Source organism: Hyphomonas sp. (genome assembly GCF_041689225.1).
Taxonomy (GTDB): domain Bacteria; phylum Pseudomonadota; class Alphaproteobacteria; order Caulobacterales; family Hyphomonadaceae; genus Hyphomonas.
Map to the genome: position 1 here is coordinate 19,431 of NZ_JBDNGN010000006.1, position 21,300 is coordinate 40,730.

The following is a 21,300-nucleotide window of genomic DNA, read 5'->3' on the forward strand; positions in this document are numbered from 1 at the left end:
TCCTACTCAGAAACAAGGAATTTGATTCATGATGGACCTCTGGCTGGCGCCGTGGCGCGCATCCCTCTCCCTCAGCGCTTCAATGCTGGAAATGATGCTCAAGGCACAAAAGAGCATTGCCAGTGCGCAGGGCATGTCGAATTTTCAGCCCATGGACGAGGCACGCATGCGCGAAGCCTTTCACGAGGCCGCTGACGCCAACCTGCGCCGCTGGGGCGACACGGCCGACGCCGTGAACAAGCTGCCTGACTGGTACCGCGACCTGTCCCGCGTGCCGGGCGGCGTCATGACCGACTGGTTCGATGCAGCCCGCCGCGTGAAGCAGGACTAGAGCAACGACCCGTACAGGTCCGGTCGCCGATCGCGGAAGAAACCCCAGGCCGCCCGTTCGCGGTCAATCATGTCGAGATCGAACGTCGCGACAATGACGCCTTCTTTGGCGCGGTCCATCTCGGCGACGACTTCGCCGGTCTGGTCGGAAATGAAGCTCGTACCGTAGAAGGCCTGTCCCTGCTCGTCGCCCACGCGGTTTGCAGCGCAGACCGGAATCACATTCGACACCGCATGTCCGAGCATTGCGCGGCGCCAGCGCGCGGCGGTATCGAGACAGGCATCCTGCGGCTCGGCCCCAATGGCCGTCGGGTAGAGCAGCACGTCAGCGCCCATCAGGGCCATGGCGCGCGCCGCTTCCGGGAACCATTGGTCCCAGCAGATGCCGACGCCGATTTTTCCCTTTTTGGTGTCCCAGACGCGAAAGCCGGTATTGCCCGGACGGAAATAGAATTTTTCCTGGTAGCCGGGTCCGTCCGGGATATGGCTCTTGCGGTAGACGCCGAGCGCTGCGCCGTCTGCGTCGAGCATGACGAGCGAATTGTAATAGGCAGGACCGTCCTTTTCGTAGATCGAAACGGGAATTACCACGTCGAATTTCTTCGCAATTTCCGTGAGTTGCACGACCGCCGGGTGGGTTTCCCATGGCAGGGCGCGGGCGAAATGCTCTTCTTCCTGGGTCTTGCAGAAATAATATCCGCAGAAGAGTTCCGGCGGCAGCACGACATCGGCGCCCCGTCCTGCAGCCTGTTCAACGAATCCGGCGACGCGGTCGATATTCGCCTGAACGTCGTCGCTCGGTGAAAACTGGATGGTGGCAAGGGTGATCGAGCGGGTCATGGGCGGGGGTCCGAGGGGTGTGGCAAGGGGGTGGGCGAACCGGGATTAGGCAGGTATCTCGCGCGTCATGCAATGGAAACTGCCGCCACCGCGCAGAATGTTCAATGCCGGCAGGCCAATGATTTTCCGGCCGGGAAACAGCGGGCCGAGTTCGGCAAGCGCGACGAGGCTGAAACGCTCATCATAGGTCGGCACGAGGACTGCGCCGTTGGTGATGGTGAAATTGATGTGGCTGGCCGGTACCGGTTTGCCATCCCCGAAATGAACAAGGCCGGGTGACGAGATGGTCGTCACCATCAGGCCGGCCCCGCGCAGGCTGTCCTCGATGGCGAGCAGTATCTCGGCGTTCGGGTCGTCAGGCCCTGTCGGGTGCTGGCACAGGACATGACCCGGCGCGATGAAGCGCGCGATATTGTCGACATGGCCATCGGTATGATCATTGAGCAGGCCATCACCCAGCCAGATCACTTCGCTGACGCCGAAAGCCTTTGCCAGAGCCGCTTCGGCATCGGCTTCGGTCCAGTCGCCATTGCGGTTCGGGTTGAGCAGGCATTGCCGTGTCGTCAGCAGGCGCCCTTCCCCGTCAACGTCAATCGCGCCGCCTTCCAGAACGACATCGTGCGCGCGCACCTCGATGCCCTCAATACCGGCAACGGCAGCCGCCGTCTCGGTATCGCCCGGCATCAGGTATTTGCCGCCCCAGCCATTGAAGCGGAACGTCTCAGCTTGCTTGCCGCCCTCTCCTTTGGTGACGATCGGCCCGGTATCGCGCAGCCAGATATCGCCGGTCGGCACCTCGACGATCTCAGCCACGTCGCCCACCTCCGCCCTCGCCGATTGAGCCGCCTCGTCGGAGCCCGCCGCCAGTTTGACCGGCAGGAAGGCCGCTGCCGCGCGAACGAAGGCTGCAATATCGCTGCGGGCACCGTCGAAATCGCCGCCCCACTCATCGGCAAGGCGGGGCCAGCCGCACCAGAGTGCGGATTGCGGGGCCCATTCGGGCGGGAGGAAACGGGGAGCGTCAGTCATCGTCGCAGGGCCTTGCCACAGGTTTCAAACAAGGAAAAGGGCGGCCCGCATCGCGAACCGCCCTTCCCCAATCTGCATTCTGGATCGCGGACGATCTAGAATTCGTATTTCACACCGATCTGAACCTGCCAGAGCGACTGGTTGAGGATTTCGGAATTCTTCGACGTGCTGAATGTCGATTCATCCCGGTCGCCTGTGCCCCAGATGCCATCGCGGCCGGGGAAGCCATAGACGTACTGGCCATTTTCGATCGTCGCGGCGCTGACCAGGCGTTTGTACTCGTAACGGGTACGCTCGATACGACCGGCATTGCTGTCGATCAGGTTACCGAGGTTCTCAATGTCGAGGAACAGGAAGGTACGATGGTTCTTCATCGCGCCTGGCAGTTCCTGCTGGAGACGAAGATCAACGATTGTCGACCAGCGGGAATTATCGCCATTGCGTGGCGCAATGCCGCCCTTGTATTCGTTGAGTTCCGACGTTGCGATGTAGCTGAAGAAGTCCTGCTGGAGATTGACGTCTCCACCGAAGGAGTTCGCCGAGAACAGCGGATCGTCAAAGCCCGACGGCACGTAGAAAGTGGCACCGGCATCATCGGCGCTGCTTTCGTTGATGCCGAACACATCATTACGTCCCGTCGTGTTGAACGTGTAGGAGTAAGGCTGGCCCGAACGGCGGGTCGCAAACAGCGATGCCTTGGTGGCGTAGTCGCGGAAGAATTCCTTCTCCCAGTTCAGGCGCATTTTGAACTGATGCTCGACTTCGAAGTTCGACGTGCCGGTCCGCGGGTTCTGGTAGCTGTAGCGCGCCGTATCGGAATAGTTGGACGTAGCAGTCGATGACGTACCCATGCCGATATCGTTAACGTCTGCGTGGGTATAGCTGGTGAACAGATCAATATCACCAATCGCTGTTTCCCAGTCATTGCTTGCAGTCACGGCCCACAAGAGCGAGTTGCCCTTGTCGACACTGCCGACGAGGATGGCCTGTGGTGCACCACCGCAGCTATAGACAGGACGGCCGTCTGGTGCGGCAGAAACTGGATCACCGCAGGTTGCATCATACCAGTAAGGTGCGTTCTCGAGCTTGTTGTAAAGCACGTCAGCAGTCAGCAGCCAGTTGCCCGGTGCGTTTACGGCGACACCGAGGTTGGCTTTCCAGGTCGATGGAATCTCGAACGAATTGTCGAGCGCGTTGACCGAACCATCAGGTGAAGTGTTGGCCAACTGGTCCAGAAGGTTCGCTGGGATGTAATTGCCCGAGTCAGGATCTGGCGTATTCGGAACGGCAATGATCGATGGTCCGCTCGAAGATCCCTCGAAGACCTCTCCGTTGATCACACCATCATTGGAATAGCTGTTGGACACCCAGACGCTTGGTGCGCCGCCCGAGAACTTGCCGAGACCACCGCGAACGGTGATGTCGTCACTGGCATCCCACTTGAACGAGAAGCGCGGGAGAAAGACATTCAGGCCGTCAAGATCGTTGGTGTTGGAGAAGCCGTAGCGATCGATGAAGTTCTGGTTCTCGCGAATTTCGCCTTTCGATTCGTAATAATCGTAGCGAAGGCCAAACAGCAGGCTGAGATCGTCACGGATATCCCAGGTGTCTTGAGCGTAAACGGAGTTGTAATTGTAACCCCAGATGGCCCGCAGGTCGTTCTCGTCATTCGTGATCGCATTGGCATAGGAGACCCGATAGGCCAGCTGGTTGCGCAGATCGTCGATCGACGCGAACGCATAGGTACCTTCGGAGTTCTGGGCGAAGAGGTTGTCGACATCGACTTCTTCCCGCTCGAATCCGGCCTTCAGCGTGTGATCGCCGAGCAGGTATTCAGCTTTGAGCTTGTACTGCATGAACTCCTGGTCGAGTTCGTTGCCATGACGGAAACGGTCCGGGCCGAAGGCGATGACCGTGCCTGTCGACGTTTCGACAGAGCCTAGGAAGAACTCAGCACCGTTCAAGCTGTCTGCGCCGGATGCCTGGGTCGTCTTGGCAATCTTGACCTCGGTCGAGAAGTTTGGCGTCCAGTCGGAATAGAGATGGCCGATATAGGATTCGAGTTTTTCCGAGTTGTTGTACCAGGAAGATGGGTAAGCGAGATCCGCACCCTGGAGGAAGTTGTTGCCGTTCTGCTCGGTGATGCTCGCGCCTTCGGTCTTGATATAGGTGAATTTCGCGCGATGGTCGTTGGTGATGTTCCAGTCGATGCTGCCGAGAATCTTCTCGTCTTCGACCGGTGGCACGCCGCCGCCGAAATCGCCGACGTCGAAGCCGTAGACGGTCGACATGATGTCGCTGATTTCAGCGACATCTGCCGGCGTCACATCTTCGATATTGACGGCACCCGAGCCTGTTGGGCCACGGTTAAGCGCGGCGGCTTCTTCATACTTGTCGTAGGAGAGGAAGAAGAACAGTTTGTCCTTGATGATCGGGCCGCCAAATGTGCCGCCATAGGTTTTTTCTTCGAACGAGCGGTCCACCTTCCGGTCGCCGATCTTGCTGCCGGCCATCGAGTCGTCGGTCTTGAAGTAGAACGCCGAGCCATGGAATTCATTGGCACCCGATTTCGTCACGGCGTTGATCGTGCCGCCGGTGAAGCCGTTATATTCCGTATCGAATGGAGCGGTTTCGACCGACAGGGACTGGATCGCGTCAAACGAAATGGGCGAACGCTGGGTCGGGTAGCCGTTGGCGTTGAGGCCGAAGCGGTCGTTGAGCGCAACGCCGTCAATGGTGAGCGAGTTGAACCGATTGTTTGCGCCGGCAATCGTCAGTTCCTTGGCGCCACCCGACTGGACGTTGACGCTTGCGAACGGGTCGAGTTCGGCTGCATCAGTGATGTCGCGGTCGATCGTGACGACTTCGTTGAGGGCTTCAAGGCCGAGCGAAGTCGTGAGCCCCTGGCTGGAGAAGCCGGACTGGAGCTGGCTGCCAGTGACGACAACAGTATCCAGCGTACGCGCGCCGGAAACGGTGAGGTTCAGCGGGTAGGTCTGGTCGAGTGCGATAAAGATGTCTGTGACGGTGACAGGCGTGAAATCTGCGCCGGTGACTTCAACGGTGTAAGGTCCGCCGACGCGCAGGCCGCGCGAGGAGAATGTGCCGTTCGCACCGGAAACGGCGGCTGAGACGGTGCCGGATGGCGTGTGCGTGATGACGACTGTCGCTCCGGAAACGGCGCCGCCGTCGGCATCGGAGACTTGTCCGCGAATGCTGGATGTTGTGACCTGCGCGGAGGCGATGCCCGCGACGCTGAGCGCGATGGCGGAAACCGCCATGCCGCGACCGAAAGTATTCCAATTCATCATGATATTCCCCTGATGCAAATGAGCCCCCGACCCTGAAACCTTCGCAAGGTCGGCTTGCGGTCGCTTACTCCCGCTGAGTGACGGATTAGTGACAAGTTTTTAACACTTCAACTTAGTACCCGGAGAATGCTGTCATTCAATTTGCTGCGATGCAAAAAAGCCACGGTTTGGGCCCGTAAGAGGCAGACCTTGCCTGAAAAGGGGGCTGTATTCGACGGGGAGTGCGCTGCATAAGCACAGAACGTATCAAGGTGAGACGACATGGCAGGCAAGAAACACGAATCGGACTCGGCATATCTGCGCGCGACGCTGCTTGGCCTCGGCTTGCTCCTTGTGCTGCGAATCGGGTTTCTCGTCGCCGCGCCGCTGAACCTTTATGCCGACGAGGCGCAATACTGGCGCTGGGGCGAAACACTCGACTGGGGCTATTATTCCAAGCCGCCCATGATCGCCTGGGTGATCCACGCGGTGACGGCCCTGTTCGGCAATGGGGAATGGGCCGTGCGCCTGGCCGCGCCCTTCCTACACACGACCGGCGCCGTCTTCCTCTTCCTGCTCGGGCGAGCCATGTACGACGCGCGCACCGGCATGTTCGCAGCGTTCGGCTATGCGCTGATGCCAGCCGTGATCCTGTCATCCGCCGTTATCTCGACCGACGGCGTGCTGATGCCGTTCTGGTGCGCCGGGCTGTATGCCTTCTGGCGCCTGCGCAGCGGTGAGGGCCGCTGGGCAAGTGCGGTGGGCCTTGGCGTCGCCGTCGGCGCGGGCTTCCTGTCGAAATACGCGATGTTGTATTTCCTGATCGGGACCGGGCTGACACTGGTGCTCGACAAGGATACGCGCCGGGCGCTGGTCTCGTGGCGGGGCCTGGTCGCCTTGCTGGTTGCAGCCGCCATCTTTGCCCCGCACATGGCCTGGAATGCCGCCAATGACTTCAAGACGGTCAGCCACACGGTCGACAATGCCAATCTCGGCGGCGAGCTCTTCCATCCGGAACATGCGCTCGACTTCCTGGTCGACCAGATGGGCGTGTTCGGCCCGATCAGCCTCATCTCGCTGGTCTTCGGCCTGTTCGTGATGCGGCGATCGGATGAGGGCCTGATGGGGCGCGACCGCTGGCTGCTCTGCTTCGTGATTCCTGTCCTCGTCATCATCCTGGCGCAGGCCGTCATCTCACGGGCCAATGCCAACTGGGCGGTGACGGCCTGGCCCGCAGCAAGCGTGCTCGTGGCCGCCTGGCTGATCCGCGCCCAGCCCAATCGCAGCCTGTGGTTCTGGATTGCCGGGCTGACCTTCGTGGCACTGCTGCTGGCGCCGGATCTCGACCTCTGGCTGCGCGTGCTCATCGGCGGCGCAATTGCCGCCAGCATGCTCGGCTTTGGCCACTATCAGGCCTATCGCCCCGCCGGCCTGTTATGGGCCAACCTCACCGCTCATGCGCTGCTGGCCCTGTTTTTCGTCACGGTCGCGCTGCTGCCGGCCGACATGTCGACCGAACTCGGTTTCGACAACGCGCAGAAGCGTACACGCGGCTGGGACATTGCGGCGGCAGACGTGTTCCAGAAAGCGGCAGAGATGGGCGCGACGTCCGTGCTCGTTGACGAGCGCGAAGTCTGGCATGGCCTCGACTATTATGCCCGCGACAGGACCTTACCCCTGCTGTCGTGGCGGCGCTATGGCGTCCCGAAAAGCTTCTCGGAAACCGTGCCTCTCGCAGCGCCGCTCGACGAAAAGGTGCTCGTCGTCTCGCTGCACGCCGAAATGCGCCCGATGCTGCGCAGCGACTTCAACACGTTCGATTCGGTCGGAGAGATTGCGATCCCGCTTGGCACGCGCGGAAATGGCTGCCCGATCACACGGCGCTTCCATCTGTATCTGGCGTCAGGCTTCACGCCGGACCTGCACGATGATGCGTGGGAAAAGCGACACGCAGGACAGTCGGAATTCCCGTCGCCCCCCTGCCCCGCACCAAAGGATCAGTGATCCGCGACGCTGTCGCCCCAGAGGTCCTTGATCCGGCCATCACGTCCGCAGGATGCGCGATAGTAACGGTATTTGAGCGGGTTCTTCTTGTAATAATCCTGATGGTAGTCTTCGGCAGGCCAGAAGGTTTCGGCACCGATCACCTGTGTCACGACCGGCGCGGGCAAGACGCCTGAGGCATCCACCGCAGCAATATCCGCGTCGGCGATCGTGCGCTCGTTCGGGTTCGCCACGAAGATGGCGGTGCGATAGCTCTCGCCCTTGTCGCAGAACTGGCCGTCGGCATCGGTCGGATCGACATGGTGCAGGAAGTAGGTGACGAGATAGTCGTACGACACGACGTCTGGATCGTAGGTGATCTTCACAGCTTCGTAGTGGCCGGTATTCTCGTGGCTGACCTGTTTATAAGTCGGGTTGGCGATCCGGCCGCCCGTATAGCCAGAAATGGTATCGACCACGCCGTCGACCTTGTCGAAATCGGACTCGACGCACCAGAAGCACCCGCCGGCAAACACAGCTGAAGACAAGCGCTTGGGCACTTCGTTTGTCGGCGTGTCCTGCTCGCCCGCGCTGGAAATGAAGGCGAGGCCGACGGCCGCAATACCGGCAACAATGGCGACAAAGGGGGCAGAACGGGTACGCATGACAAACTCACTCAACTGATCAATGACGGCTTTGCGCGCCATCTACAACCACATATGGGACAGTCGCTGCCGTCGAAAAGGCAGCAATCGCATACCTAACAGGTTTGTGTTGATCGCGTGTTGTTGTGGCGTGTCGAAATTGCGGCAATGCCGTGTTTTTTACGCAGGCCCGGTGAGCACGCGCACACGCACGCGGCTGGCCCGGCCTGCGGCATCCACTGCAGTCACCGTGTAAAATCCCTCGCGCGTGGGCGACCAGACCGGCGCGCCGGCATCGTCAACCGCGCAGGGCGTACCATCGACATACCAGGACAGCTGCCCTTCCCCGCGTCCGGCCAGAACGAAACCGCGCGCGGGGGCGCCGTCGACCTTGCCGGCCCAGAGTTCGGCCTCGCTCGGCGGGAACAGGATTTGCGGCGGGGCCGCCGCGGCGAAGTTGTGCATCGCGCCCCGCGATTGCAGTCGCCGCTCGGATGTCAGCCGCCCGCGCGCCTCGCCGGTGTCGCGCAAATGGTGCGCGGCCCGGTCGGCAATTTCGAACAGTATCGGCAGCGCGGCGTCACCGCCGGTCACACCCGGACGCGGCCCGCCGTCGGCACGGCCGACCCAGACGATGATCGCCAGGTCACCTGCAACACCGGCCGCCCAGGCATCGCGGTAGCCATAGGACGTGCCGGTCTTGAACGCGATCTGCGGCGCGTTCTCCGTCAGGCGGCCCGGCACGCGGCCTGCGGGCGTCGGACCGTTTTGCAGGATGCGGAGAATCTCGTCGGCGCTGGCCTCGCCGACCAGGCGGTGGCCGGGACGCTCATAGGTCTCGTCTTCCTCATCGGCGCGCCAGACCAGCGGCTTGGCAATGCCCTTGTCGCCAAGAGCTGAGTACAGCACGGCCAGTTCGCGTGCGGTGAGGCCTGCGCCGCCTAGCGCAATCGCAAGGCCCGCCTCATGGCTGGCCGAGCCCGCGACGCGGGGACTTGCTCCGGCAAGCGCCAGTTGCGCGACGAACCGCTCCGGCCCGACCTTGTCCAGCATCATCACGGCCGGCACGTTCAGCGAGTGCTGCAGCGCGTCCGACACCCTCACATCGCCCCGGAACATGCGGTCGAAATTTTCCGGCTGGTAGGTGGCAAAGCGTTTCGGCAGGTCGGAGATCAGCGTATCCGGCGCGGCGGTGCCATCGTCGAACGCCATGGCATAGATGAAGGGCTTCAGCGTCGAGCCCGGCGAACGCGCCTGCGCCGTCAGGTCCAGCCAGCCGCCCGGCCGGTCGCGCGAGGCCGATCCGGCAATGGCCCGCACGGCCCGCGTCGGAATGGACACGACCAGCGCCGAGACCTGGACGTCTGCCCCGGCAGCGTTCGCCTGCGTCAGCGCGATCCGCTCGACTTCCGCCTGCAGGCCCGAATCCAGCGTTGACCGCACATCACCGCGCGGCCCGTTGGCCAAGGCCTTGGCCGTGCCATGCCAGGCCCGGTCCGGGAAATCCCGGCGACGCCCCGGCACGCCGGAGGCCGCAACGTCCGCCACATCATCTTGGGTGAACACGCCATAATTGGCCAGTTTCTGCGCCACCCAGTCGCGCGCCCTGGCCGCATTCTCCGGACGCCGGTCGGGGCGGCGAGCTTCCGGTGATTGCGGCAGCGCGATCAGCAGCGCGATCTCGTCATCCGACAGCCGGTCGGCCTCGTGGCCGAAATAGCTCCAGCTCGCGGCGCGTACGCCTTCGAGGTTGCCGCCATAGGGCGTGAGCGTGAGGTAGAGCGCGAGTATTTCGTCCTTGGAAAGGCGCCGCTCGATCTGGTGCGCGCGGACAATCTCGATCAGTTTCGAGCCTACATTGCGGTCACGCGGTGCCAGCATGCGCGCTGTCTGCATGGTGATAGTCGAGCCCCCGGACACGACCCGCCCCGACAGGGCCGAATCCACCGCGGCCCGCACCATGCCCAGCCAGTCGGTGCCCTTATGCTGGCGGAAGCGCTTGTCCTCGACGCGGATCAGCGCCTCGATAAATTCCGGGTCGATCTTGTCGAGATCGCCATGGAAGCGCCAGCGCCCGTCATCGGTCGGGAACGCCCGCAGCGGTTTGCCTGACCGGTCGGTGACCATGGCCGAAATGGCCCCGGCCCGTTCGAGCGGCGGCGGCAGGACCGCGTCCAGCGCAAAGGCTGCGCCGACAAGCAGGGCTAGACCGGCAAGGAGACGCCCGGCTGGCCCCATCAGCCTACTTGCCTCCTGCCGTCGATCCCGGTGCGCCGACAATCGTCACCCGGCCCGCGCTCGATCGCGCATAGACGGCCGGCCGATACATGTCTTCAGCCACCACGCCCGGCATCGCGAACGCTCCTGGCGTCACGGCCCGCACGACATAGGCCAGCGTCACCGGCTCGCCATAGACATCGACAGCCGCGACAAAGCGATCATCCTGCGCCTGTTGCGACTGCGCGTCGCCAATCTCGCCAACGAAGGCGAACGCGCCCGATGACTCGCCCTTGCGGCGGCCATCTGCCGGACGAAGCACTGTCTCGATCTCGAAACCGGCTGGCAGGAGATCGGCAATGATGACCGGGTTCAGGCGGCGCTCAAGTGGTGTCACCGATACACGCACGACCAGCTGGTCGCCCTGGTTGACCCTGGACAGGTCCACCTTGCCGCCCGTCATCGTGAAGAACGTCTTGTCGGTCTTCAGCTTGGACGAGGCCGCAGGCGGGGCTTTTTCCGGCGCGCCGGTGACCAGCACCGTGCGGAACATCGGCGCCTTGCCTTCGAGTTTGAAATTCACGCCCGAAGCGGCCTGCGCCTCGGAGATGAGGTATTGACGCTCATTGTCATTGCCGCGGCCGAGGCCTTCGACGATCAGGCGGAACGCATTCTCACCCCTGTTGAAGTCATTGACCGCAAGCAGGATGAACGCCTTCTCCTGCGTTGTCAGTTCATCCGCATCCGGCACATCCTTGCCGAGGCGTTCAGCAAGGCGCGCGACAAGCGGAGCCATGTCAGCTTCACTTGCCAGCGCCATGACGCCCGCTACGTCACGCAGCGGCGTCTGGTAATAGTCGCCGCTATTCTTGTAGCCGAGGGCTTTCTCGGCTGATTCAAAGGCCGAGTTCGCCCGCGCACGGTCGCCCATATAGGCAAGGCCCGCACCGATATGCGCCCGCGCCAGCGGGCTGTCGATGTTCGACAGTTCACGGTCGTGCAGGTAGCGAAGGCGGGAAATGTCCGCCTCGCCAGCCTTGGCCAGCACATAGAGTGCGTAGGCCGACGAACGGAACATCATCTGCTCGGCCGTATCGTTCGAATACTGGCCTTCATAGACGTCCGTGTCATAGCCATAGACGCGCCACTGGTCGCCGGTCGAGACGGCGCGCAGGGCGCCATAGGCCCGGTCGAGCGCCTCGTCCGGAACCGAATAACCAGCGGTCTTGGCCCGGTAGATGAAGTCGGTCGAATAGGCGCCAAGCCACGGCGAAGCATAGCCGTCCCCTTCGCGCCACAGGCCGAACGCACCTTCCGAACCTTGACGGTTCAGGATCGTGTTGACCGCCGTCTGCACACGGTCACGCGCATTGTCGCGCGCGCCGCGGGCGCCCATCGCTACCAGCTGTTCGGAATAGAGTAGCGGCATCGCCCGGCTGACCGTCTGTTCGGTGCAGCCATAGGGGTAACGGTCGAGCGAGGCATACAGCGTCGCCGGGTCGACCGGGATGCTGGAGAAGCCCACCGTCACGTCCACCGAGCCGGGCACGTAGCCGGCCAGCAGTTTCGGATCGATCGAATATTGCTGGCCCGGCTGCATCAGCATGCTCGTCGAGCGGGTTTCCGGCAAATAGGGCGAGCGGGTCTGGATGTCGTATATGTGCTGGACCGCGAAATTGTTCGGGCCCGTCACAGCCATGCGCACCTGCGAGATGCCTTCATTCCGCGCCTCGACGCGCACCGGCGCATCCGAGCGTTTGCCGGTTTGCAGGGTCCGGGTCAGGCGGCTCTCGGCCACTTCGATCGAACCCGCTGCGGAAATCTCCGCCGCGAACTCACCCGCCGGCAATTCGATATTGTCGATACTGGCAGTCAGGAAGGCTTCGTCGCCGGGTGCCATGAAGCGCGGCAGGATCAGGTCAGACGGCGCCGCATCGCGGACCGTCATCTTGGCTTCGCCCTCGCCGAGCCCGGTCTTCGACCAGGCAACCGCCATGATCCGCAATTCGCCATTGAAGTCAGGCAGGTCGAAGCGGACCTTCGCCTTGCCTGAGCGTCCGACCTCGACGAGGCCGGAGAACAGGGCCACCGATTTGGTGGGAACAACTGTCAGTCCTTCGCCGCCGAGCTGGTCACCACCGGTCCGCACTTCGGCGGGCAGGCCCATATTGGGATCGAGCAGGCGTCCATAATCGTCATATTGTTCAATGCCGAGCGCCTTCTGGCCGTAATAATAGGCAACCGGATCCGGGCTCTTGAACTTGGTCAGCTGCAGGATGCCTTCATCGACAGCGGCAAGTGTCAGGAAGACCGGCTCGCGCGGGCCACCCCCGAAATCAACCTCGATAACCTGTTCGCCACGCGGACGCGCAACCTTCGGCGCATCAATGGTCAGGGAGAACGTGCGCGAATCCATGTTGACCGGCACATGCGCGACGCCGACGGCGCGGCGCGGCTTCGCCTGCAGGACAGGGTCGCGTTCCGTGTAGACATTGACCATGACATAGGCGCCTTCGCCCCATGCATCCGTGACGGGAAGGCTCACGCGTGTGCCGCCTGCCGTCACATTGAGGTTCTGGACCGAAAGAACCCGGTCGGTTGCGACAACGATCTGCGCCTGCCCGTCATAGGGCGGGACGATCGTGATCTCGGCGGTCTGACCAGGGGTCGGCGACTTTTCAGGGCCCATCACGCGAACGCGGTCGGGTGCCTCGACGCCGTCGTCGGACACGCGGCCACCCCAGCCGACATAGAAATCGTCGCTGGCGGCGGCGCCGACATTGACGCCTTCGGCTTCGACCACGAGTTCATGGCTGCCCCATTCGAGACCGCTCACCTTGATCTCGGAGGTCCCGCCGGTCGTGGTGGACACGACGCCTTCATTCACCTTGGTGACGGTGCGCGACCGGCGCCAGCGCCATTCCTCGCCATCCCGGTACCAGTCATAATGATAGTCGATGGCCAGCATCTTCCAGGCGAGGCGCTGCGCCACGGCAGCACCGTCGGCATTCACCGCAACAACCTGGAACACCGAATCCCCGCCCTCTTCCACGGATTCACCGAAGCCCGGCTTGAGGCCGACATAGAGATTCTCGGGCCGGTAGGGCACGCGCACGCTGTCCGTCACGGCACGTCCGCCGGGCTCTAGCACGCTGATCACGGCATTGATGCGCAAGGGGCGCCCGGCATTGCTGCCGGCATTGCCCGGCGCGAGACTGACAATGGCCGCCCCTGCCCCATCGGTCGTCTGGTCAGGCAGCTCGATGATACGTTCCTCGAAGGTCGCGTCATAGCGGCCGAACGAAAACCCATCAAAGGCAGGGAACGGATTGGGCTGTGGCTCAAGCCGGGCTTCAGCCTTGACCGTCAGGCCCGCGCCGGGCGCGCCATAAAGGAAGCGCGACGCGACCGCGATGTCCCGCGTGCCGCCCAGCTTCATAGCCGTCTTGTCGTCCGCCGTCAGGTCCACGGCAATGCGCTGCGGCACGAAGTCTTCGACGGCAAATCGCGCGCTTCCGGATGTCTCCGGCAAGCCATCTATTTCAATGGTGGCGCGCCATTGGCCGCGAGAGGCCCCCTTGGGCAGCTCGAAACTGTTCAATACGGCGCCGGACTCGGGATCGTCGAACCGGATCTTGTCCGCAACCAGGCCATTCGGGCGATAGATCACGAGATTGCCCGTGCGGTCGTCCACCTGGCGCCCGGCGCGGTCGCGCAAAAGCGCCGAAATCTTCACCGACTCGCCGGGACGATAGATGCCCCGGTCTGTATAGACATAGGCATCGACAATGCCCGGTGTCCGCCGGCCGCCGACAGCATGCTCGGACAGGTCAACCGGCGCGCGCGTCAGGTCCAGCGCGGCGAGCTCACCCTTCGCACTGAAGGCCAGCACCATTTTCGGCGCCATATTGCCGGCACCATTAGTGAGGGGCTTATCGAACGCGACCCGCCCCTGCTCATTGGTCCGCGTCTCTGCGAGGATTTCATTGCTCATGGCCACGAGCTGGACCGTCGTGTCCGGCACGGGCTTTCCGTCCTGCAGCGAGCGCAGCGTGATATCGAGCCCGTTTTCGCCTTCATAGGCCGTGATCGCCAGATCGGTCAGCATGATCCAGCGGCTGGACGAGGCGGGCGGGCCTTCCTGCGCGCTCAGTTTCGCCGCGTCCGTAATGCGCACATAATAAGCGCCCGGTTCCATCGTCGCGATCACATCCTGCAACGGGAAGACCGACACGATCGGCGCGTTCTGTTCGGCGGCAATATCCATCGTGCCCGACCAGATGACGGCCTCGACATCGCTCGGGCTGTCATTGCCCCAGGAATAGGAATACCGGCCCTGCCCCGTGGTTTCGCCTTCGGTGATGCTCTTGAACGCCAGCGCACGGTCATTCACGTGCGACACGCTGATATTCACCTTGTCGACATTCACCGTCTCGATTGGCAGGCCGTCAGCATCCTCGCGCGGCAGGATCACGCCCGCGCCCTTGAATCCCACATAAGGCGGGCGGTCGGCAAAATCGATCGGCACCGTTTCTTCGCGTTTCAACGTGCGCCCGTCAGCAGCCGGCAGGCCGGACAGGATCGTCGCGGTGCGACTGGTGCCGAAGGTCAGGCCGCCAATGCAAAGCTCGCGGCCCTCGACGCTCAGCGCCGGACGGAAGGCCGGGCGAAAATCGACATAGGGCGAATAGTCGGTCTTCGGGTCGAGCGCAGCCGAGAAGACGAGGCAGGCCAATGGCTGTTCGCCGGTCATGTCGATGCGATAGCGGAAATAGGAGAATTCCTGCTCCTGCGCGTCACGTGCCTTCTGGCGGCGCTGCTCACGCTGGCGGGCTGCGACCTGGTCCTTGGGGGCGCGCTGGACGACTTCGCCGGCGGCTCCGACCTCGTCAGACGTCTTGTTCTTGTCGCCACCGCCACACGCTGCGACGAGCCCGAAAAGGATGGCCGCGATGACGATCCGATACTTGCCCCGCGTCCCCGTGATGAACTGCGACATGAGCCTCTCCTCTATTTCTGTTGATATCCATACACCTGTTGGGCACGGCACCAACAGGGCGTGATTGGGTCAATTCAAAGGAATATTGCGATTTCGTCATGGCGCGAACGCGGCGACATCGCGGATGCCAGCCTTGCCAGTCCACGCGCGGCATCCGATGTAGGCACGCATGTGGGCTTGGCGCATCCTTGGCATGATTGCATTCGCGCTGGGCGCGATCGGCGTCGTCTTGCCGATCTGGCCGACGACGATCTTCTGGATTGTTGCCGCGCTCGCCTTCGCCAAGTCCAGCCCGCAATGGGCCGACTGGATCTATGCCCGCCCTGGCCTCGGCGTGCCAATCCGCACCTATGTCGAGACCGGCCGCATGAGCATGCGCAGCAAGTCCGCCGCGCTGGCAGGCATGGCCCTGGCCGCTGCCGGGACGGTCTACCTTTTCTGGAACAGGCCTTGGGCCATGACTGGCAGCCTCGGTTTCCTCGCGCTTGGCGCCGCCTTTGTGATCAGTCGGAAGCCGCCCTTTGCCCCCGAGCCCGAAACGCCTAAGAAAATCAGCACAAAACAACAGGGAGAATAAACGGCATGGATCTCAATCTGAAGGACAAGGTGATTTTCGTCGCGGGCGCCAGCCGCGGCATCGGTCTTGGCATTGTCGAGACATGCCTCGCCGAGGGCGCAAAGGTCGCCATTGCAGCGCGCGGTGCCGAGGCGCTGGAAGAACAGCGTGCGCGCCTGGCCAAGCAATATGGCGAGGACAAGCTCTGGGCCCGGGCCGGAGACTTGCGCGACAGTGAGACCATCGACTCCATGATCGAGGCCATCGAATCCGACTTCGGCCCACTTTGGGGCGCGGTTGCCAATGTCGGCCTGCACCCCTGCCCTCCTGGCTTTGAAGTGGATGATGAGACCTGGGATGGCGGCATCAGCCAGAATCTCGATTCCGCCTTCAAGCTTGCCCGCTCGGCCCTGCGCAAGATGACGCCACGCGGCGAAGGCTCGGTACTGATGATCACGTCCATCGCCGGGCTGGGCGCGCTGGGTACGCCATTGACCTATGGCACATCCAAGGCCGCGATGAACCACCTCGCCAAGGAACTCGCACGTGTTGCCGGACCATCGGGCGTGCGCGTCAATGCCATCGCGCCGGGCAATATCATCTTCCCGGGCGGCGACTGGGAAACCCGGTCCGAAGGCGAGCGCGGCGCAGCCTGGAAGAAATGGATCCGGCGCGAAGTGCCACTGAACCGGTTCGGCCGGCCTGACGAAATCGGCTCGGCGGCAGCCTACTTGCTCAGCCCGCTGGCTAGCTTCGTGACTGGTGCCGTCCTGCCGGTCGATGGCGGCCAGACCAAATAGGTTTGACCGTCTCGCTATAAAGCGCGCCCGGTGTCCCAGATGCCGGGCGCAACTGCATTTGCCTGCAACGATTCGAGGTTCCATGCATTGTTTAGGCACAGGACTATTCCTGAAGCGGCGCAGGCCTGAGCGGCCTGCCGACGCGCCAGAACACTAAGCAAGGAGACATAATCATGACTCAACGCGCTCGAGGACGAAAACTCGCTATCCTCGCCACTGACGGCTTCGAACAGGTCGAGCTGACCTCGCCCAAGGAAGCCATCGAAAACGCTGGCGGCGAGACGACGATCGTTTCGATCAATCACGGCACGATCCAGGCCAACAAGCACCGCGAACATGGCGACACGTTCAAGGTCGACATGACACTGGACGATGCGAAGGCGAAAGATTTCGACGCCCTGCTCATTCCCGGCGGCCTGTTCAGCCCGGACGCCCTGCGCACCAACCAGAAAGCCAAGGACTTTGCGTCCGCCTTCTTCGCGCAGAAGAAGCCCGTTTTTTCGATCTGCCACGGCCCTCAAGTGTTGATCTCGGCCAATCTCGTCAATGGCCGTGAAGTGACCGGCTACCCTGCCATCCAGCAGGACCTCAAGAATGCAGGCGCCCGCGTCCTCGATCAGTCTGTTGTCGTGGACTCCGGTCTCGTCACGTCGCGTTCGCCCGATGACCTCGGCGACTTCAACGCCAAGATCGTCGAGGAAATCTGCGAAGGCAAACATGCCGAACAGCGCCAGTCCGTGACCGCATAACACGGGCAGCGACGCTTCCATGGGAGCGAAACGCAGAGTACTAAAGGCGCTCTCCGTCTGGAGGGCGCCTTTTTCTGTCCCGGCTGTGGGGGAGGCATCGCCCCGTTACCTTGCAGCGGATCAAGCTTGCGCCCCGGGGGCCGCCTGCTGCATAGGCCTGCCATGCCTGACGCGCGCCCTTCCTCCCACCACGACGCCATCGTCCTCGGCGCTGGCGCGGCCGGACTGTTCTGCGCCAGCCGCATGGGACAGACGGGTCTCAATGTCCTCGTGATCGATCACGCGGCAAAACCTGCCGAGAAGGTACGCATTTCCGGCGGCGGGCGATGCAATTTCACCAATATCCATGCCGCGCCGGACCGATTCATTTCGGAAAACCCGCATTTTGCCAAGTCTGCCCTCGCCCGCTACACGCCGGGCGATTTTCTCACCCTGCTGACGCGTCATGGCATTACCTGGCATGAGAAGACGCTCGGCCAGCTCTTCTGCGACCAGAAATCCGGCGCGATCATCAAGATGCTGCTGGGCGAGCTCGAAGCCGTCGGCGGTGAACTGCGCCTCGGCACAGAGATAAAGTCCATTGCCCATGCCGACGGCCTGTTCACGGTGGAAACCTCCGCCGGCGCATTCAACGCGCCGAAGCTTGTCGTTGCCACTGGCGGGCTCTCCATCCCCAAGATGGGCGCCACCGGCCTCGCCTATGACCTGGCCCGCCAGTTCGGTCATGACATCATCCCCACCCGCGCGGCGCTCGTGCCCTTCGTCTTCACCGGCGCCGACCATGAGGACTTCGCCTCGATCTCCGGCGTCGCCTGCGACGTGCGCGCCACCACAGACAGCGCCGCCTTCGACGAGGCCATGCTGTTCACCCATCGCGGCCTGTCAGGCCCCGCGATCCTGCAAATCTCTTCCTACTGGTCCCCGGGCCAGCCCGTGACGCTGAGGCTCCTGCCGGGCACCGACATTCGTGAAACGCTGAAAGCCGCCAAGCGCGACCGACCGATGCAGACCTTGGTGGCAGCGCTCGAAGGCCTCTTCGCCAAACGGCTCGCCGACCTCATCCTGCAACGGACGAACCACCCCCCTGCCACCCGCCTCGCCGACACCCCCCACATCACGCTCGACGCCCTCGCCACCACCCTCGCGGCATGGGTCGTGCGCCCTGCCGGCACCGAGGGCTGGCGTACGGCAGAAGTCACGGCTGGTGGGATAGACACGTCGGGCCTGTCGTCCAAAACCATGGAGAGCCGCAAGGTTGCAGGACTCTATTTCATCGGCGAATGCGTCGATGTGACGGGCTGGCTTGGCGGCTATAACTTCCAGTGGGCCTGGGCAAGCGCCGCCGCCGCTGCAGCCGGAGCGGCTGTGTAACACAAGCGTTGCAACAGACCGCTTGACGCAAGGCTGCACTGGCCGCATGCGATGCGATCATGAGCCAGACCGACAAGACCGCCAGCCAGCCAGCCCGCCGGACGCTGATCCTCGGCGCCAGTCTGCTGGGCGCTGTGCTTGTCATCTTCATCATGGGGAAGCTCGGGCTTCTCCCCCGCGCAGACACGCTCAACAGCTGGATGGAAACCGTTGCCGGCAGTCCGTGGGGATTGCCCGCCCTGATCCTGGTCTTCTGCGTCGCAGCTTTTCTCGGCGTCCCGCAATTCGCCCTGATTGCTGCAGCCGTCGCCCTGTTCGGTCCCTGGCTTGGCTTTGCCTATGCGTGGATCGCCAACATGTTTTCGGGCTCACTCACTTTCTGGGTCGGCCGTATGGCCGGCGAGCAGGCCTTCCGCCGCTATGCCGGCGCCACCGCCAACAGGCTTGCCGCCTTTGTTGGCCGCAACGCCTTCGCGACCAGTGCACTTGTGCGCAATGTACCGACCGGTCCGTTCATCATGGTCAACATGGCATTCGGCGTCAGCACCGCGAAATATCGCGACTTTGCCCTCGGCATGGCAGTTGGCATTCTGCCCAAGCTCGCGCTGATCGCCTTTGCCGGCCAGAGCCTGTTTGCCGCGCTCAAGGGCAATCCCGGAATCGCCATTCTCGCCGCAATCACTGCAGCCGCCATCTATGCAGCAATCGCGCTTTATGCCCGGACGCGTATGGCGCCCAAAGGGCAATCTGTTCCCCTGATCAGCGACCCGCCGGTTGACACGGGGACGAAACAAGATGAATAAAAGTGCCATGTGGAAGAATTTGCCTCTTAGCCTCTTGCTTACCGGCCCCTGGCCGGAGCCGACTGCCTAGAACCGGCAGTCGCGCGGCCAGGGGAATGCTTCAAGCCTCCCTCACACATTCAGCAGAGCCGCAAAACCATGACTTCCAATCCTCATATCCGCATCTTTGACACAACCTTGCGTGACGGCGAGCAATCGCCCGGCGCGTCCATGACCCATATCGAAAAGCTCGAACTCGCGAGCCTGATGGAAGACATGGGCGTCGACGTGATCGAAGCCGGTTTCCCAGCCGCCTCCGACGGTGACTTCGCCGCTGTCAGCGCCATCGCCGCCCAGTCGAAGAGCGCCATCATCTGCGGCCTCGCCCGCTCCACCCCGTCGGACATCGAACGCTGCGCTGAGGCTGTAAAGCACGCCGCCCGCCCGCGCATCCATACGTTCATTTCAACCAGCCCCGTGCACATGAAGCACAAGCTGAAAATGGGCGCGAACGCCGTGCTCGAAGCCGTCGGCCGTTCGGTCGCCCAGGCGCGCAATCATACCGACGATGTCGAATGGAGCGCAGAGGACGCGACCCGGACCGAGTTCGACTTCCTGTGCAAGTGCATTGATCTTGCGATTGCGTCAGGCGCCACCACGATCAACGTGCCCGACACGGTTGGCTATTCCCACCCGGATGAATACGGCGCACTGTTCCGCCGCCTGATCGAGAATGTCGCGAACTCGGACAAGGTGATCTGGTCGGCCCATTGCCACAATGACCTCGGCCTCGCCGTCGCCAACTCGATCTCGGCCGTCGCCAATGGCGCCCGCCAGATTGAATGCGCCATCAACGGACTCGGTGAACGGGCCGGCAATGCCGCGCTCGAAGAAGTCGTCATGGCGATGAAGGTGCGCGAAGACACACTGCCCTTCTCGACTAAGGTCAATCCGGCCTACCTGTCGCGCGCCTCGGCCATGGTCAGCCGCATCACGGGTTTCCCGGTGCAGTACAACAAGGCCATTGTCGGCAAGAACGCCTTCGCGCACGAAAGCGGCATCCACCAGGATGGCATGCTGAAAAATGCCGAGACCTACGAGATCATGAAGCCGGAAGATGTCGGCGTTGCGAAAACCTCACTGGTCATGGGCAAGCATTCAGGCCGTCACGCCTTCCGCGACAAGCTGGAAAGCATGGGCTATTTCCTCGAAGGCGATGCGCTGAACGATGCCTTCAAGCGCTTCAAGACCCTGGCCGACAAGAAAAAGCATGTCTTCGACGACGACATCGCCGTGCTGGTCGACGACCAACTGGCCGCTGAAGGCGAGCGCATCGTGTTCAAACGCCTGCGCGTCGTCTGTGGCACCGACGGCCCGCAAACGGCCGAGATCGACCTGACGATCGAAGGTGACGAAAAATATGCCATCGCCCGTGGTAATGGCCCGGTGGATGCGGTCTTCAACGCCATCCGCCAGATCGTACCCCATGATGCAAAGCTGGATCTCTATCAAGTCCACGCCGTGACCGGCGGGACCGATGCACAGGCGACCGTTTCGGTTCGTCTGAATGGTGAAGGCATCATGGCGACGGGGCGCTCGTCAGACCCCGACACACTTGTCGCCAGCGCCAAGGCCTACCTCCACGCGGTGAACAAGCTCGAGGCCCGCAAGGCCAAACGCAAGGCAGCCTAAGGGAACTTAACTGCACCT

The 21,300-nt window shown here is 62.7% G+C and carries 14 protein-coding genes; 8 read left to right on the forward strand and 6 right to left on the reverse strand.

All coding sequences use genetic code 11. The features are described 5' to 3' along the window. Positions 1-28: 28 nt before the first annotated feature. Positions 29-331, forward strand: a complete 303-nt coding sequence (locus ACESNB_RS00580) for a hypothetical protein (protein ID WP_373002562.1) — start codon at positions 29-31, stop codon at positions 329-331. On the opposite strand, the gene aguB is transcribed toward ACESNB_RS00580, so the two are convergent. From aguB to ACESNB_RS00595, 3 genes are all read right to left on the reverse strand, one after another. Next, positions 328-1,170, reverse strand: a complete 843-nt coding sequence (gene aguB, locus ACESNB_RS00585) for an N-carbamoylputrescine amidase (RefSeq protein ID WP_373002496.1) — start codon at positions 1,168-1,170, stop codon at positions 328-330. The two genes, ACESNB_RS00580 and aguB, sit on opposite strands and share 4 nt — an antisense overlap. A 45-nt stretch (positions 1,171-1,215) precedes the next feature. After that, entirely contained in the window at positions 1,216-2,199 is a 984-nt protein-coding gene (locus tag ACESNB_RS00590) for an agmatine deiminase family protein (protein ID WP_373002498.1), read from the reverse strand. Positions 2,200-2,294: 95 nt separating this feature from the next. Then, positions 2,295-5,510, reverse strand: coding sequence for a TonB-dependent receptor domain-containing protein (locus ACESNB_RS00595; RefSeq protein WP_373002500.1), 3,216 nt, complete (start codon positions 5,508-5,510; stop codon positions 2,295-2,297). 261 nt (positions 5,511-5,771) lie between these two features. Between ACESNB_RS00595 and ACESNB_RS00600 the strand changes: the two genes are divergently transcribed. After that, the gene (locus ACESNB_RS00600) at positions 5,772-7,493 is read left to right on the forward strand and encodes an ArnT family glycosyltransferase (RefSeq protein WP_373002502.1); all 1,722 of its coding nucleotides are present in this window, start codon (positions 5,772-5,774) and stop codon (positions 7,491-7,493) included. On the opposite strand, the gene msrA is transcribed toward ACESNB_RS00600, so the two are convergent. The 3 genes from msrA to ACESNB_RS00615 form a co-directional block, all read right to left on the reverse strand. Next, on the reverse strand, positions 7,487-8,137 hold the full coding sequence (msrA, locus tag ACESNB_RS00605) for a peptide-methionine (S)-S-oxide reductase MsrA (protein ID WP_373002504.1): 651 nt from the start codon (positions 8,135-8,137) through the stop codon (positions 7,487-7,489). The two genes, ACESNB_RS00600 and msrA, sit on opposite strands and share 7 nt — an antisense overlap. A gap of 159 nt (positions 8,138-8,296) precedes the next feature. Beyond that, entirely contained in the window at positions 8,297-10,354 is a 2,058-nt protein-coding gene (pbpC, locus tag ACESNB_RS00610; protein WP_373002506.1) for a penicillin-binding protein 1C, read from the reverse strand. Between the two features lie 4 nt (positions 10,355-10,358). Continuing rightward, complete coding sequence (locus ACESNB_RS00615; RefSeq protein WP_373002508.1) at positions 10,359-15,332, reverse strand: alpha-2-macroglobulin; 4,974 nt, start codon at positions 15,330-15,332, stop codon at positions 10,359-10,361. A 169-nt stretch (positions 15,333-15,501) separates the two neighbouring features. Between ACESNB_RS00615 and ACESNB_RS00620 the strand changes: the two genes are divergently transcribed. The 6 genes from ACESNB_RS00620 to ACESNB_RS00645 all read left to right on the forward strand — a co-directional run bounded on the left by ACESNB_RS00620 (position 15,502) and on the right by ACESNB_RS00645 (position 21,282). Continuing rightward, positions 15,502-15,909 carry a YbaN family protein gene (locus ACESNB_RS00620; RefSeq protein WP_373002510.1) on the forward strand — a complete coding sequence of 136 codons (408 nt, stop codon included), beginning with the start codon at positions 15,502-15,504 and terminating at the stop codon, positions 15,907-15,909. A 5-nt stretch (positions 15,910-15,914) separates the two neighbouring features. Then, on the forward strand, positions 15,915-16,688 hold the full coding sequence (locus ACESNB_RS00625) for an SDR family NAD(P)-dependent oxidoreductase (protein WP_373002512.1): 774 nt from the start codon (positions 15,915-15,917) through the stop codon (positions 16,686-16,688). A gap of 173 nt (positions 16,689-16,861) precedes the next feature. Next, a complete protein-coding gene (locus ACESNB_RS00630) occupies positions 16,862-17,437 on the forward strand; it encodes a type 1 glutamine amidotransferase domain-containing protein (RefSeq protein WP_373002514.1) in 576 nt (191 codons plus the stop codon). Positions 17,438-17,599: 162 nt separating this feature from the next. Then, the gene (locus ACESNB_RS00635) at positions 17,600-18,808 is read left to right on the forward strand and encodes an NAD(P)/FAD-dependent oxidoreductase (protein WP_373002516.1); all 1,209 of its coding nucleotides are present in this window, start codon (positions 17,600-17,602) and stop codon (positions 18,806-18,808) included. 59 nt (positions 18,809-18,867) lie between these two features. After that, positions 18,868-19,611, forward strand: a complete 744-nt coding sequence (locus tag ACESNB_RS00640; protein ID WP_373002518.1) for a TVP38/TMEM64 family protein — start codon at positions 18,868-18,870, stop codon at positions 19,609-19,611. 138 nt (positions 19,612-19,749) lie between these two features. Then, positions 19,750-21,282: a 2-isopropylmalate synthase gene (locus ACESNB_RS00645; RefSeq protein ID WP_373002520.1), complete on the forward strand. Its 1,533-nt coding sequence runs from the start codon at positions 19,750-19,752 to the stop codon at positions 21,280-21,282. The last annotated feature ends 18 nt before the right edge of the window (positions 21,283-21,300 follow it).